Raw genomic sequence first — 14,501 nt, forward strand, 5'->3', positions numbered from 1 at the left:
CGTTTTCGACCTTATCGTTCCCTCATGCGCACGCACACCGTGGACCATCCGCTCGCCGCCGCCCTGCTGACCACGATGCGCGATGTGGGAACGGCCAATCCGGCCTTCCGCGCGGCATTGCGCGATCTCACCGGAATCCTGATCTACGAGGCGCTGCGCGACGCGCCGGTGGTCCACTTCCCGCTCACCACACCGGTATCCGACACCGAGGGAACGCGATTGGCGCAGCCGCCGCTGTTGGTTCCGGTGCTGCGCGCCGGGCTCGGCATGGTCGAAGCGGCCGCCGAACTCATTCCGGACGCCAGGGTCGGCTTCGTCGGTATCGCCCGCGACGAAACCACCCATCAGCCAGTGCCGTACATGGAATCGCTGCCCGCCGACTTGTCCGAAATGCCGGTCTTCGTGCTCGACCCGATGCTGGCCACGGGCGGTTCGATGCGCCACACCCTGCAACTGCTCGCCGCTCGCGGCGCCACCGACATCACCGCGGTCTGTGTGGTAGCGGCACCCGAAGGCATTGCCGCCCTTGGTGATTCGGGACTCCCCGTGCGCCTGATCACCGCAGTCGTCGACTCGGGCCTCAACTCCGACGCCTACATCGTCCCCGGCCTAGGCGACGCCGGTGACCGCCAATTCGGCCCCCGCTAACCCCACCGACACCGCCGCCATCGAGCCGAGCCAAATGGCGGCTCACCCCATCGAGGGTAGTCGAATGGTTGCTCAAAAACCCACCCACAACCACCAATTGACTACCCTCGACAACGAGTTAGCTGGAAGGTGAGCCGGGTGTGGCACGCGATGGGACCAGCACGGCAACGGCGAGCCATCCGGGGGCGGCAAACCTCGAGAAGTCGGTGCCGGACGACAGGACCGCGTGGCCAACAGAGTCCGGCAGCAGGCCAAGCCGCCCCGTCGGCTATTGCGCGAGTCGCCCGCAGTATTCCCGCAACTCGGCAAGCCGTCGCTCAGCCGAGGTTCGCGCGGGCGCGAGTACGTCCCGGCTGGCGACCGGCTCGACCACTTCCAAATAGCACTTGAGTTTCGGTTCCGTGCCGGACGGCCGGACCACGATCCTAGAGCTGGCGCCCTCGAAAATCAGTGCGTCGGTGCGCATTCGGCCGCGCACCTGGAGCAGATCGGTGTATTCGACCGGCTCGCCCGCGATTTCGTCGGGCGGGGCGATGCGCAGCCGGTTCACGAGGTCCGCGGCCGCTGCCGGGTCGGGTAGGCGCAGCGACACCTGGTCGGTGGCGTGCAGGCCGAATTCGACCGCGTAGTCGTCGAGTTCGTCGGCGAGGGTGCGGCCCGCGGCCTTCAGACGGGCGACGAGATCGGCGGCCAGCACCGCCGCGGAGATGCCGTCCTTGTCGCGGACCGCGACGGGGTCCACGCAGTGGCCGATGGCCTCTTCGTAGGCGTAGACCAGACCATCGCCCGCGCGGGCCAGCCATTTGAAACCGGTCAACGTTTCCGCGTACCGCGCGCCACGGGCGGCCGCGAGTTTCGAGAGCAGTCGCGACGACACGATGGTGGTCGCCACCAGTGCATCCGGCGGCGCGGTCCGCAGCACGTAATCGCCGAGCAGCACACCGGTTTCGTCGCCGCGCAACATGCGCCAGCCACCGTCGCCGTCCGGGTCGTGATTCTCGGGTATGGCGATGGCGCAGCGATCGGCGTCCGGGTCGAGCGCGATGGCGAGATCCGCGCCGATCCGGGTGGCGGTGGCGAGCAAAAGGTCGGTGGCGCCGGGCTCTTCCGGATTCGGGAAGGCGACGGTGGGAAAGTCGGCATCGGGCGCGAATTGCGCACCGACCACGTGCACATGCTTGAACCCCGCCGCGGTGAGGGCAGCCACCGCCGTATCGCCGCCGACCCCGTGCAGCGGCGTCAACGCGATCCGGACATCGGAGCGCTCACCGGGACCGCCGATCAACTCGGGCAGCCGGGCCACCCGATCGATATAGCGGCGCACCACATCATCTGCGGCCGGTGTGACGGGCGTGCGGGCGATCGGGTCGGTGACGGCCTCGATGCAGCGCTCGATCTCGGTGTCGGCCGGTGCGATCAGTTGCGAACCGCCGTCCAGATACACCTTGTAGCCGTTGTCGGTCGCCGGATTGTGCGATGCGGTGATCTGCACTCCCGTAACGGCGCCCAGCTCACGCACCGCGTAGGCGACGACCGGGGTAGGCAGCGGCCGCGGCAGCAGCGTCACCGGAAAGCCCGCGGCAGCAAGGATTTCCGCGGTCACGATGGCGAATTCGCCGGAGCCGTGCCTGGCATCGCGCCCCACGACCACCGCGCCGCCGCCGAGACAGCGACCGCGCAACCAGTCCACGAGTCCGGCGGTCGCCCGGCTCACCGTGTCCAGGTTCATGCCGTCGGGCCCGTCTCGCAGCGGCCCACGGAGCCCGGCGGTACCGAAGCGCAGCATCTAGAGCCGTTCCAGTACGCCGCGCAGCAGTTTGCCGAGACGCGGTGCGGCCGCACGTCCTTCGGCGAGTACCTCGGCGTGCGAGAGATGCGCACCCGTGACGCCCGCGGCGAGGTTGGTGACCAGCGAAATACCGAGCACTCGGGCCCCGAGCGAACGGGCCGCGATCACCTCGAGCACCGTCGACATGCCCACCAGATCCGCGCCGATAGTGCGCAGCATCCGGATCTCGGCCGGCGTCTCGTACTGCGGTCCGGTCAGGCCCGCGTACACGCCCTCGGTCAGACTCGGGTCGATTTCCCTCGCCAGCGCACGCAATTCAGGATCCCACGCATCCACGAGATCGACGAAGGTCGCACCCGCCAGCGGCGTGCGGCCGGTGAGATTGAGATGGTCGCTGATCAGCACCGGCTCGCCGACGCGCAGTCCGTCCCGGATCCCGCCCGCCGCATTGGTGAGCACCACGGTCTCCACGCCCGCCGCAATCGCCGCGCTCACCGGATGCACGACATCGCCCGGCTGATAGCCCTCGTACAGATGCTGACGCCCCATCAGCAGCAGCACGGGCGTGTTATCGACGGCGACCGAATGCACAATCCCGACATGCCCTTGCGCGCTTGGCGTCCCGAACCCGGGCAGTTCCGGCATCGGCACCGACGCCGACGGCGTCCCGATCTCCGCGGCCGCCTCCTGCCAGCCCGATCCCAGCACCACCGCAACCCGGTGCCGCTCCACTCCCGTACGTTCGGCGATCGCCCTCGCGGCCTGTTCGGCAAGCATGCCGTCACCGTATCTGATTTGCCGCGCCTGCGGCTGGGTCTAATTGCCGCGCCTGCGGCGCGGCGGGTTCGCGGCCCCCTGGTGTCTCGCGTCCGAGCCGTCGAGACTCGCGACTTCGTCGCATGCGCTTCGACGGCTCGGACGCGAGACGGGCCGCGAACGGTCGCTCGTAAGACTCGCTCCGTGGTGGTTGGTGATGGCGGGGGCGTTCAGCACCTGATGCACGCGTGCTGGGCGTTTGAGTTCCGCGCCTGTGTCATATGTGCTTCGGCCATTGGGGTGTGAGACGGGCCGCGAACGGGTCGTTCGTAAGGGCTCGCTTCGTTGTGGTCGCTGAGGGCGGTTTGTTCAGCGGCTGATGCCCTCGTGCCGGGGGTTTGAGTTCCGCGCCTGTGTCATATGTGTTTCGGCCATTGGGGTGTGAGACGGGCCGCGAAGGCGCTCGTCAGACTTGCGCCGTTGGAGCTGAGACGGCAGCACGGCTTGCTGTCGTGCAACCCGCCGAGTGTTAGCTACCCGCGAGTAGGTGTCGCGCTGCGCACCCGTTACGCTGCACGCATGCCGTATCTGGAACGTGAAGGGGATGTGTTCGTCGTCTACCTCGGGAACGAGGGGCAGACCGACAGCGAGAACCGTTTCCATCCGGATTGGATCGATGCGTTCCACGGGCTGTTGGACCAGGTCGAGGCGTCCGAGGGGCCGGCGGCGCTGGTCACCACGGCGAGCGGGAAGTTCTACAGCAACGGGCTCGATACCGATTGGCTGTTCGGCAACCTGGATCAGATGCACGGCTACCTCGACCGGGTGCACAGCATCTACACCCGCCTGCTGACCTTCCCGCTGCCGACGGTGGCCGCGGTCAACGGTCATGCCTTCGGTGCGGGCGCGATGCTGGCAACTTCGCACGATTTCCGGGTGATGCGCGCCGACCGCGGCTTCTGGTGTCTGCCCGAGGTGCACCTCGGCATGCCGTTCACCGTCGGCATGAACGCGCTGCTCACCGAGCGTCTCACCAACCAGGTGTGCGTACAGGCCATGACCGCCGGTCACCGCTTCGCCGCCGACGAGGCCATCGCTGCGGGAATTGTCGACGCGAAGGCGGATGCTGATGTTTTGCTGAAGTCCGCGATCGAGCGCGCAGGCGCCCTCGCGGCAAATCGCAAGCCCAATCTGCCGGTGATCAAGCGGTCGCTGCACGCCAAGGCGCTGGCCGGGCTCGCGATCCCGACCACTCCGGAGAATCTGGCGTTCGCCCGGGGATAACCGCAACTTGATCACAACCCTTGCGCCGCGCGGCGACATCGCCCCTGGGCGCAGGGTGCGCCCGATCGTGTGCGCAGTGCCAGACTGTGTGCCATGCCACCACCGCGCAGCGGGCACCCCGAATCACGCACGGACCACCACGTCGCGCACCCGGGTGCGGCGGCGGACGCCGCGATCCTGGCCGCCGCGCCCGAACTGATCGCGCTCTCGCATTCGATCCACGCCGAACCGGAACTGGCGTTCGAGGAAACCCGCAGCGTCGGCAAGACCATCGCGCCGCTGGCCGAGCGCGGTTTCGCGATCGAGACCCCCGTCGCCGACCTGCCTACCGCATTCCGCGCGACCTACGGATCCGGCGAGCTCACGGTGGGTATCTGCGCTGAATACGACGCACTGCCCGAGATCGGGCACGCCTGCGGACACAACATCATCGCGGCATCCGCGGTCGGCGCCGGACTCGGCCTCGCCGAGGTGGCCGACGTCCTCGGTATTACCGTCGTCGTCTTCGGCACACCCGCGGAGGAGAGCGGCGGCGGCAAGGTGCTGATGCTCGAGCGCGGCGTCTTCGACGATGTCGCGATGGCGATGATGGTGCACCCCGGTCCGATCGATATCGTCGACGCGCGCTCGCTGGCGCTCGCGGATCTGTCGGTGGTCTTCCACGGCCACGAGGCGCATGCCAGTGCGGCCCCGGAATTGGGCCGCAACGCGGGTGACGCAGTGACCGTCACGCAGGTTGCTCTGGGATTGCTGCGTCAACATCTCCGACCCGGACAGCAACTGCACGGTATAGTCAGCGACGGTGGCGTAGCCCCCAACATCGTTCCCGGACGTGCGGAACTGCTGTATTACCTACGCGCAGTCGACTCCGCATCCCTCGACGATCTGATGCGACGAGCGTCGGCTTGTTTCGAGGCGGGTGCGCTGGCAACCGGCTGCACTCACGAAATCCGGACGGTTGCGCCGACATATACCGAGCTGACGCCCGATTCGGGATTACTGTTTGCCTATCGTGAGCAGATCGTCGACTTGGGCCGGGTGCCGATCGCACCAGAACTCGAGGCGCAGCGACCGCTCGGGAGTACGGATATGGGCAACGTCACCAACGTCATACCGGGCATACATCCGGTCATCGGCATAGATGCCGGTGGGGCGGTGACGCATCAGCCCGGCTTCGCCGCGGCGAGTGTCAACGCCTCGGCCGATCGTGCGGTAACCGACGGTGCGATCGCGCTCACGCGTACCGCTATCGCCGTAGCTCGCGATCAAATACATAGGGACAGGTTGTTGCAACGGCTCGTTCAACGACAGGAGGACATTCGGTGAGCATTACTGGCCGTTCCGCGGCGCACGCGACACGCTCGGTGTCGGCGACGCGCGTGCCCACGGGGGGCCACGGGAGCGCAGCACAATCGGATACCGCGGAAGTCGGACCGGATGCGGTCGATTCCTGGCTGGCCGAGCACACGGTCGACCTCATCCAGTGGCGCCGGCATATCCACGCGAACCCGGAGCTCTCCCGCACCGAATTCGCCACCACCGAGTTCGTCTCGGCCTGGCTGACCAAGGCGGGATTGACGCCGCAGAAGATGCCCAACGGCACCGGAGTGCTCTGTGACATCGGTCCGGTGGATGCACCGCGCATCGGACTGCGCGCCGATATGGACGCACTCCCGCTGCAGGAATTCACCGGACTCAGCTTCGCCTCCACCGTCCCGGGCGTCTCGCATGCCTGCGGGCACGACGCGCATACCACGATTCTGCTGGGCACCGCGCTCGCACTGGCCGATCAGGAACTCCCGGTCGGCGTGCGATTCGTCTTCCAGCCCGCCGAAGAGGTGATGCCCGGCGGTGCCATCGATATGGTCGCCGCTGGGGCGATGGAGGGCGTCGACCGGATCTTCGCACTGCACTGCGATCCGCGCCTCGAGGTCGGCCGGGTAGGCATCCGGGTCGGTGCGATCACCTCGGCGGCCGACACCATCGAATTGGTTCTCGATTCGCCGGGCGGGCACACCTCGCGTCCGCATCTGACCAGCGATCTGGTCTACGCCATCGGCACCGTGATCACCGGCCTGCCCGGGCTGCTCAGCCGCCGCATCGACCCGCGCACCAGCACAGTGATGGTCTGGGGGGCGGTTAGCGCGGGCAAGGCGCCCAATGCGATACCGCAGACCGGCATGCTCACCGGCACCGTGCGCACCGGCGATCACGCGACCTGGTCGCTGCTGGAGCCGATGGTGCGCGAGATCGTGGACGGCCTGCTCGCCCCGACCGGGGTGCGCTACCAGTTGAACTACCGCCGTGGTGTGCCGCCGGTGGTCAATGACGAGCACTCGACCAGGATGTTCGAAGACGCGATCCGCATGCTCGGCCCGGACGCACTCGCCGACACCTTGCAGTCCGGTGGCGGTGAGGATTTCTCCTGGTACCAGGAGGAGGTGCCGGGCGCGATGGCTCGCCTCGGCGTTTGGTCCGGGCACGGCGAACAGTTGGATCTGCACCAGCCGACCTTCGACCTCGACGAGCGCGCGCTTGCCGTCGGTGTCCGGGTACTCAGCAATATCGTGTTCAACGCGAGCTGACGAAGACAAAGGAAGCGGCCGACCCTCGATGGGGGTCGGCCGCTTCCGCGTCTGTTCAGCTACCGAAGAATCCAGGTCCGACGTTCTTGCTGTTTCGGGTGCGCAGCGCGTGCACGTATTCCGCTGGCGCGCCAGCCTTTTCGGCCGCATCGGCCATCACGCCGATATAACGCGCCGATGGTAGCCCGCCCTCGTAGGCATCGAGTACATATAGCCAGGCCAGGATGGGTTCGGAACCGCTGCCCGCGCTCGGCACCACGCGCAGCCGGATCTTGCGGTGGATGCCGAAATCGGAACCCTCCCAGCGGTCCAGGCGCTGCTCGTCCTCGGGCGATACGTCGTAGAGCACGACGAATACCCGCTCGCCCGGCTCTTCGACGACGGTGGCCAGCGGGCCCTCCCAGCCGATGTCGTCACCGCTGAAGGTGAGGCGCCAGCCCTCCAACCAGCCTGTCCCGTACATGGGGGAGTGCGGACAGCGCTCGAGCATCTGGGACGAGTCCATGTTGGACCCGTAGGCGGCGTAGATCGGCACGACGCAAGGGTATCCAATAACTTGCGCGCATCGTCTCTATCCCGGCGAGATGACCGTGTGTTCGCCAGCTAACGTTGTTTACCGGCACCGGAGATCCCGGTCGAATAGCTCGAGCGGAGGTATCCATGACCCGCATAGCGATCATCGGTGGCGGACCGGCCGGTTACGAAGCGGCACTGGTGGCGGCCCAACACGGGGCCACGGTCACCCTGATCGATAGCGACGGCATCGGCGGGGCGTGCGTCCTGTGGGACTGCGTACCGTCGAAGACCTTCATCGCCTCGACCGGCGTGCGCACCGATCTGCGTCGCGCCCGTGACCTGGGCATTACCCTCGATCCGAGCCAGGCCCAGATCGAACTGGGCGAGGTGAACGCGCGCGTGAAGGCGCTGGCGTTGGCCCAGTCCTCCGATATCCGCTCCAAGGTGCAGGCCGCGGGTGTGACCGTGTTGACCGGACACGGACAGCTCAGCGATCCGGCCGCCGGTCTGGCCGCGCACCGTGTGCGCGCGCTCCTGCCCGATGGCACCGAGGAGGCCATCGAGGCCGAAGTAGTGTTGATCGCCACTGGCGCGAGCCCGCGCGTGTTGCCCGGCGCCGAGCCCGATGGTGAGCGCATCCTGAACTGGCGTCAGCTCTACGACCTGGAGGAACTTCCAGAGACCCTGGTCGTGGTCGGCTCCGGTGTGACCGGCGCCGAATTCGTTTCCGCGTACACCGAAATGGGTGTGCGGGTGAAGTTGGTCTCCAGCCGTGACCGGGTGTTGCCCGGTGAGGACGCCGATGCCGCGCTCGTGCTCGAGGACGCACTCGCCGAACGCGGTGTCGAACTGGTCAAGCACGCCCGCGCCGATGCGGTAGAGCGCACCGCCGCAGGCATCGTGGTGAAGCTCTCCGACGGCCGAACCGTCACGGGTACGCATGCGCTGATGACCGTCGGCTCGATCCCGAATACCAACGACCTGGGCTTGGAGCGGGTCGGCATCGAACTCGACCGCGGCGGCTACCTGCGTGTGGACCGGGTGTCGCGCACCTCGGTGCCGGGCATCTACGCCGCGGGCGACTGCACCGGCCTGCTGCCGCTGGCCTCGGTGGCCGCCATGCAGGGCCGCATCGCGATGTATCACGCGCTTGGTGAGGGCGTCAGCCCGATCCGGCTGAAGACGGTCGCCTCGGCCGTATTCACCCGCCCGGAGATCGCGACCGTCGGCGTGAGCCAGACCGCCATCGATAACGGCGAGGTGCCCGCGCGCACGGTGATGCTGCCGCTGAACACCAACCCGCGCGCCAAGATGTCGGGTCTGCGCAGGGGTTTCGTCAAGATCTTCTGTCGGCCCGCGACCGGTGTGGTCATCGGCGGTGTGGTCGTCGCCCCGATCGCCTCGGAACTCATCCTGCCGATCGCGCTCGCGGTCCAGAACAATCTGACCGTCAACGATCTCGCCCAGACGTTCTCGGTGTATCCGTCGCTGACCGGCTCGGTCACCGAGGCGGCCCGGCTGCTGATGCGTCACGACGACCTGGATTAACAGGCGGTGTTTGATTTGCAGCGCCTTCGGCGCTGCGTGTTCGCGGCCCCCCGGTGTCTCGCGTCCGAGCCGTCGAGACTCGCGCCTGCGGTGCATGCACTTCGACGACTCGGACGCGAGACGGGCCGCGAACGTCGCTCGTAAGACTCGCTCCGTTGCGGCCGGATTATGCGGTCGATCTCGAGTGCCCCGAGTCTTACTGTCTTGTCTGGACTTTCACCGCGTTGCCAGTCCGGCGCGCATGTGGTTCACTTCCCGCAGAGATGCGATCGGCGGGCGATCGCGAGGGTTCTGTGTGGGGGGATCGATCCTTTCCAGCGGGAACGGCGAACGGCCGCATGGTCGTTCGCCGCTCCTGTCTCAGGGGCCAAGCGTCTCACCAGGGAAAACTGTGTGTGACCGAGCCGGTCGCACCCGGGAAAGGGATTGCGAAAAGTGAAACATCGTAAGCCGAGTCGGACGCAGCGAGCGATGGCGAGCACATCGTTGCCGCTGGCCACCGCGGCGGCCGTGGCCACGCTCTTCGCGGCGCCGGCGGGGGCAGTTCCGGATCAGCCGAGCACACCGACCACTCCGGCGCCCGCGCCTGCCGATCCGGGCAGCACCGCGCCGACGGATCAGGGCCAGCCGGAGACCACCAAGCCGGATCCGGGTAAGCCGGAGGCCAAGCCGACGCCGAGCCAGCCGGGTGTCACCACGCCGGATCCGAACCAGGTCATGCCGAATCAGCCAAGGGATCCGAAGCTGTCGACGCCGACTCAGCCGGGTGTCACCACCCCGCGCGTCGCGCCGCTGCCGGTTCCGGGCCAGACCGGACCCGATGTCCCCGCCGTGGTGCCGGAGACGGCGCCTGGTGCGGAGGCTCCGAAGCCCGCGCAGCCCGGAACCACCGCACCGGGTGCGAACACCCCGAGCGGTCCGAACGCGCGGACCCCGCAGCAGCCGCAGCCCGACACGCTGGTGCAGCAGCCGCGCTGGGAGGCCCCGCGCTTCCAGCAGGCGCCCGCCGCACCGGTCGTCGAGATGGACGGCCCGCACCAGGAGATCGGCGCCAATATCGACGGTGGCTCGCTGGCGCCCGGCTACGTGGCCAACACCCACCACTTCAACAATGCTGCGGGCTACGTCGGCACCATCGGGTACCGCACCCCGACCGGTCAGGGCGAGGCCGGTGTGTCGGTCGAATACGTCGGCGCCAACAGCGTCAAGGTCACCTCCTACACCGGTGGTGAGGGTCTGGCCGACAACAAGACCGAGGTCATCCTCGACACCACCCAGGCCAACCTGGCCAAGGCCGCTGTCGAGCACTGGATTCGGGAACAGCCGGGCGGCGCGGCTGCCCTCGAGGCCGCCGCACAAGTTAAACTTCCGGTGCCGCCAGGCGAACTGGCTCCGCAAACGGTCAACGTCGCCGGGGTCACCACCCAGTGGGGTGGGTCACTCCAGTACTGACACGAGCTGATTCGACGGGTGGGGCGGTCGTTCTCGACCGCCCCACACGTGTGTCCTGGGGAAAGGATTTGGTGTGGGCTCCGAGGGTGATGGCAGGGACAACGAATCCGACCAGTCCGGGTCGGAATTCGGACCCCCGTTGGACGATTTCGGCCCGCCGGTCTCCGAATTCGGCCCGCCGGTAGGCGAATTCGGTCCGCCGACGGGCGGTCAGGCGCGACCGCAGTGGTCGGTGCCCGAGCCTGCCACCGATCATCCCGAGCTGATCTGGCGGCCCGCCGACGAACCGCCGACGGTGCCGCCACCACCCCCGCAGTACCGCGCGCCGGATACGACGGTGTTCGGCGATGCGCCGCCACCGCCGCCGCGGCGACCGGAACCGCCGGTCGAACCGGACCCCAACGAGGCCACCGTGCGGCATACGACACCTGCCGCGAGCCAGCGCGACACCTGGTGGAACAGTCCGACCGAATCCGGCGGCGTGCCGAAGCCGCCGTCCGAGCCGCCGGGTCTGTCCTGGGCCGACGATCCGATCGCGAAGCGTCTTGCGCCGAAGCTGATCTCCGACACCATCACCGCCACCCCGACCCGGCACAGTTCGCGCGGCCGGTGGATCGCGCTAGGTGTGCTCGCCGCGCTCGTGGTGGTTCTGGCGCTGGTGGTGACCTTCGTCGCGGTCAGTCGCGACGACAACGGCAGTCCGAAGGCGGCGCCGCCCGCACCGCCGAGTACCTCCGCCGCGCTGAGCTGCCCTGCGAGCAAAGACGGCAAGGTGACCCGCGGCAACGGGCAGGGCGACACCTCGAGCGGCCCGGGTGCGATCCTCGGCTTCCAGTACGAGTTCTACGTCGACCGCAATGGTGAGCGGGCGCGCAGATTCGTCGCGCCGGATGCCGAGAATGTGTCGATGGCCGAGGTCATCCAGCAGGCGATCAATGAACAGATCCCGGTCGGCACCACGCATTGCCTGCGGATTGCCGAGGTCGCTGCCGACACCTTCGAGGTGGATCTGACCGAACATCGGCCCGATGGCACGACCAATGTCTACCGGCAGACCATCATCACGGTGGTCCGGGACGGCAAGAGCGTGATCTTCGCCATCCGGGAGCGCGTCTGAGCTCTCGATGGCTTCCTAGAGCTGAAATTCATCCCATGATAGGGTACGTGGGCTGCTGATTTCGGGAGGTTTTCCATGTCGCCGACCAATCCACCGCTCGCGGCCAAACTGGGCGGACTGAAGAGCTCGGCGATTCGCGACCTGCTGAAACTGACCGCGCGCGACGAGGTGATCAGTCTCGCGGGCGGTTTGCCGGATGCGGAGTTGATGCCGAGAGAAAGGCTCGCCGCGGCGGCAGATGCGGCGCTGCGTGGTTCTGCGGTGTTGCAGTACACCGAGTCGGCCGGGTGGGTTCCGCTTCGCGATGTGCTGCGGCAGCGGGAGTCGGCGAAGCTGGGCCGGACGGTGGGGCTCGACGAGATCTTCGTGACTCATGGTTCGCAGCAGGCGCTTTCGCTGCTCGCCGAGGTGCTGCTGGACCCGGGTGCACCGGTTGTTGTCGAGGATCCGGCGTATGTCGGTGCGCTGCAAGTGTTCCGGGCGGCCGGGGCGCGAATTGTGCCGGTCCCTTTGGATTCCGAGGGAATGCGGCTGGATGTGCTGAAGGAACTGTTGGCGCGCGGTGAGCGTCCGGCGGTCGTGCACACGGTGAGCAATTTCCACAATCCGGGTGGCGTCACCATGAGTCCGCCGCGTCGTCGTGAGTTGGCCGAACTCGCCGACAGCCACGGTTTCTGGGTGATCGAGGACGATCCGTACGGTGAGCTCTGGTTCGACCGGCCTTCGCCCGATCCCGTGGCAACCTACTCCCGCAACGTGATTCGGCTTTCCAGCGCCTCGAAGATCCTCGCGCCCGCGCTGCGGGTCGGCTGGATGGTGGCGCAGGAGCGGATCTGCCGCGCGGTCGAATTGCTGAAACAGGGCGCTGACCTGTGCGGTTCGGCGCTGACCCACCAGATCGCCGCCGACCTGCTAACCGACGAGACCTGGCTGACCGGCCATGTCGACACGGTCCGTACCGCCTACGGTGACCGCGCCAAGGCGCTCGTGCACGGCGTACGCACCCGCTTCGGCGAACGCCTTACCTGCACCGATGCCGCCGGCGGCATGTTCGTATGGGCGGATTTCACCGACGGCACCGACACCGATCGGCTGCTGCCGCGAGCCCTGGAGCACGGCGTGGCCTTCGTCCCCGGCTCGGCCTTCGCCGTCGACACCGACTACAGCCACTCCATGCGCATGTGCTTCACCACTTCGGACGCGGCGACGTTGGCGGAGGCGATCGACCGGCTGGCTCGCGCGGCCGAATAGTCGTCAATCCACCCAGTTGTAGGTGCGCTCCACGGCCTTGTTCCAGGCGGCGAGGTGGGTTTCGCGGTCCGTCGCCGACATCGCGGGCTGCCAGGTCTTATCCGCGGCCCAGTTGGCGCGGATGTCATCGGTGCTCTCCCATAGTCCGACGGCGAGTCCGGCCGCATATGCCGCACCCAGCGCGGTGGTTTCATTGACGACCGGACGGACCACCGGCACATCGAGGATGTCGGACTGGAACTGCATGAGCAGATCGTTGCCGACCATCCCGCCGTCGACCTTGAGGGTGGTCAGTTCCAGTCGCAGCTGCTGGGATTCGGCGTCGGCGCGCATCGCGTCCATGACCTCCCGCGTCTGAAATGCGGTGGACTCCAACACCGCTCGCGCCAGATGCGCCTTGTCGACGAAGCGAGTGAGGCCCGCGATGACGCCGCGGGCATCCGGTCGCCAGCGCGGCGCGAAGAGGCCGGAGAACGCGGGGACGATATAGGCGCCGCCATTGTCCTCGACGCTGCGCGCCAGCGGCTCGATCTCGTCGGCGGCGGAAATGATGCCGAGATTGTCCCGGAACCATTGCACCAGTGAGCCGGTCACCGCGATGGACCCCTCCAGTGCGTAGACCACCGCCTCATCGCCGAGCTGGTAGCAGACCGTGGTGAGCAGGCCGTGCTTGCTGAACACCGGTGTTGTGCCGGTATTGAGCAGCATGAAATTGCCGGTGCCGTAGGTGTTCTTGGCCTCGCCGGGGGACAGGCAGGCCTGGCCGAAGGTCGCCGCCTGCTGGTCGCCGAGAATGCCCGCGACAGGTATGCCCGCCAATGGGCCGGAGCCGATCTCCGCGTAGATCTCCGATGAGCTGCGGATCTCCGGCAGCATCGAACGCGGTATCCCGAATTCCGCGCATATCTGTGAATCCCACTGCAGCGTACGCAGATCCATCAGCATGGTGCGTGACGCGTTGGTCACATCGGTGATGTGCTGACCGGTGAGCTTCCACAGCACCCAGCTGTCGATGGTGCCGAAACACAGCTCGCCGGACTCGGCCCTGGCTCGCGCGCCCTCGACATTGTCGAGGATCCAGCGCAGTTTCGGACCGGCGAAGTAGGTGGACAGCGGGAGACCGGTGCGGTCTTGGTAGCGTGTCGCGCCGAATTCGCCGCCCAGTTCGGTGACCAGACGGTCGGTGCGGGTGTCCTGCCAGACAATCGCGTTATGAATCGGCTTGCCGCTGGCCCGATCCCACACCACGGTCGTCTCGCGCTGATTGGTGACGCCGACCGCATTGATCTCCGCGGCGGAGATCCCAGTGCTCCGCAGCACCTCGCCGAGCACGAATTCGGTATTGCGCCAAATGGTTTCCGGATCGTGCTCGACCCAGCCCGGCCGCGGGAAGATCTGCTCGTGCTCGCGTTGCGCGACACCGACGACGCGGCCCTGCCGGTCGAAGATGATGCACCGACTCGAGGTCGTGCCCTGATCAATGGCGGCCACATAGCGACGCATTCGTGCAGGCTACTAAAACCGACGTGGCCATCGGGGAAAACAGCGGAGCGCG

At 67.4% G+C, this 14,501-nt stretch carries 12 protein-coding genes; 8 read left to right on the forward strand and 4 right to left on the reverse strand.

Features of this window, described 5'->3' with window-relative positions; translation table 11 throughout:
• Positions 1 to 24 precede the first annotated feature (24 nt).
• Positions 25 to 648 (forward strand): uracil phosphoribosyltransferase, encoded by a 624-nt coding sequence (gene upp, locus ACIBI6_RS22090; protein ID WP_364346523.1) that lies wholly within the window; start codon positions 25 to 27, stop codon positions 646 to 648.
• A gap of 268 nt (positions 649 to 916) precedes the next feature.
• Here the strand turns inward: upp and ACIBI6_RS22095 are convergent, their stop codons facing one another.
• Both ACIBI6_RS22095 and ACIBI6_RS22100 read right to left on the reverse strand, forming a co-directional pair.
• The gene (locus tag ACIBI6_RS22095; protein ID WP_396957533.1) at positions 917 to 2,434 is read right to left on the reverse strand and encodes a phospho-sugar mutase; all 1,518 of its coding nucleotides are present in this window, start codon (positions 2,432 to 2,434) and stop codon (positions 917 to 919) included.
• On the reverse strand, positions 2,435 to 3,214 hold the full coding sequence (locus ACIBI6_RS22100) for a purine-nucleoside phosphorylase (RefSeq protein ID WP_364346527.1): 780 nt from the start codon (positions 3,212 to 3,214) through the stop codon (positions 2,435 to 2,437).
• 558 nt (positions 3,215 to 3,772) lie between these two features.
• Here ACIBI6_RS22100 and ACIBI6_RS22105 point away from each other — a divergent pair.
• The 3 genes from ACIBI6_RS22105 (at position 3,773) to ACIBI6_RS22115 (ending at position 7,062) form a co-directional block, all read left to right on the forward strand.
• Positions 3,773 to 4,477 (forward strand): enoyl-CoA hydratase-related protein, encoded by a 705-nt coding sequence (locus tag ACIBI6_RS22105; protein WP_396957534.1) that lies wholly within the window; start codon positions 3,773 to 3,775, stop codon positions 4,475 to 4,477.
• 93 nt (positions 4,478 to 4,570) lie between these two features.
• The gene (locus ACIBI6_RS22110; protein ID WP_396957535.1) at positions 4,571 to 5,803 is read left to right on the forward strand and encodes a M20 family metallopeptidase; all 1,233 of its coding nucleotides are present in this window, start codon (positions 4,571 to 4,573) and stop codon (positions 5,801 to 5,803) included.
• Between the two features lie 128 nt (positions 5,804 to 5,931).
• Positions 5,932 to 7,062: a M20 family metallopeptidase gene (locus tag ACIBI6_RS22115; RefSeq protein WP_364355362.1), complete on the forward strand. Its 1,131-nt coding sequence runs from the start codon at positions 5,932 to 5,934 to the stop codon at positions 7,060 to 7,062.
• A 55-nt stretch (positions 7,063 to 7,117) separates the two neighbouring features.
• Here ACIBI6_RS22115 and ACIBI6_RS22120 read toward each other — a convergent pair whose 3' ends face one another.
• Positions 7,118 to 7,597, reverse strand: a complete 480-nt coding sequence (locus tag ACIBI6_RS22120; protein ID WP_364355330.1) for a gamma-glutamylcyclotransferase — start codon at positions 7,595 to 7,597, stop codon at positions 7,118 to 7,120.
• A gap of 125 nt (positions 7,598 to 7,722) precedes the next feature.
• On the opposite strand from ACIBI6_RS22120, the gene ACIBI6_RS22125 reads away from it, so the two are divergent.
• From ACIBI6_RS22125 to ACIBI6_RS22140, 4 genes are all read left to right on the forward strand, one after another.
• Complete coding sequence (locus ACIBI6_RS22125; RefSeq protein WP_364355327.1) at positions 7,723 to 9,126, forward strand: NAD(P)H-quinone dehydrogenase; 1,404 nt, start codon at positions 7,723 to 7,725, stop codon at positions 9,124 to 9,126.
• A 471-nt stretch (positions 9,127 to 9,597) separates the two neighbouring features.
• The gene (locus ACIBI6_RS22130) at positions 9,598 to 10,578 is read left to right on the forward strand and encodes a hypothetical protein (protein WP_396957536.1); all 981 of its coding nucleotides are present in this window, start codon (positions 9,598 to 9,600) and stop codon (positions 10,576 to 10,578) included.
• A 73-nt stretch (positions 10,579 to 10,651) separates the two neighbouring features.
• Positions 10,652 to 11,695: a hypothetical protein gene (locus ACIBI6_RS22135; protein WP_396957537.1), complete on the forward strand. Its 1,044-nt coding sequence runs from the start codon at positions 10,652 to 10,654 to the stop codon at positions 11,693 to 11,695.
• Between the two features lie 75 nt (positions 11,696 to 11,770).
• Complete coding sequence (locus ACIBI6_RS22140) at positions 11,771 to 12,946, forward strand: PLP-dependent aminotransferase family protein (protein WP_396957538.1); 1,176 nt, start codon at positions 11,771 to 11,773, stop codon at positions 12,944 to 12,946.
• Positions 12,947 to 12,949: 3 nt separating this feature from the next.
• On the opposite strand, the gene glpK is transcribed toward ACIBI6_RS22140, so the two are convergent.
• Complete coding sequence (gene glpK / locus ACIBI6_RS22145; RefSeq protein ID WP_396957539.1) at positions 12,950 to 14,449, reverse strand: glycerol kinase GlpK; 1,500 nt, start codon at positions 14,447 to 14,449, stop codon at positions 12,950 to 12,952.
• Between the last annotated feature and the right edge of the window lie 52 nt (positions 14,450 to 14,501).

The organism is Nocardia sp. NPDC050412 (genome assembly GCF_044458825.1).
GTDB lineage: Bacteria > Actinomycetota > Actinomycetes > Mycobacteriales > Mycobacteriaceae > Nocardia.

What these genes read in the sequence shown, in the direction of transcription:
- ACIBI6_RS22140 (WP_396957538.1), top strand. Translation starts at nt 11,771, where the DNA reads ATGTCGCCGACCAATCCACCGCTCGCGGCCAAACTGGGCGGACTGAAG.
- ACIBI6_RS22100 (WP_364346527.1), bottom strand. Translation starts at nt 3,214, where the DNA reads ATGCTTGCCGAACAGGCCGCGAGGGCGATCGCCGAACGTACGGGAGTG.
- ACIBI6_RS22110 (WP_396957535.1), top strand. Translation starts at nt 4,571, where the DNA reads ATGCCACCACCGCGCAGCGGGCACCCCGAATCACGCACGGACCACCAC.
- upp (WP_364346523.1), top strand. Translation starts at nt 25, where the DNA reads ATGCGCACGCACACCGTGGACCATCCGCTCGCCGCCGCCCTGCTGACC.
- glpK (WP_396957539.1), bottom strand. Translation starts at nt 14,449, where the DNA reads ATGCGTCGCTATGTGGCCGCCATTGATCAGGGCACGACCTCGAGTCGG.
- ACIBI6_RS22125 (WP_364355327.1), top strand. Translation starts at nt 7,723, where the DNA reads ATGACCCGCATAGCGATCATCGGTGGCGGACCGGCCGGTTACGAAGCG.
- ACIBI6_RS22105 (WP_396957534.1), top strand. Translation starts at nt 3,773, where the DNA reads ATGCCGTATCTGGAACGTGAAGGGGATGTGTTCGTCGTCTACCTCGGG.
- ACIBI6_RS22095 (WP_396957533.1), bottom strand. Translation starts at nt 2,434, where the DNA reads ATGCTGCGCTTCGGTACCGCCGGGCTCCGTGGGCCGCTGCGAGACGGG.
- ACIBI6_RS22130 (WP_396957536.1), top strand. Translation starts at nt 9,598, where the DNA reads ATGGCGAGCACATCGTTGCCGCTGGCCACCGCGGCGGCCGTGGCCACG.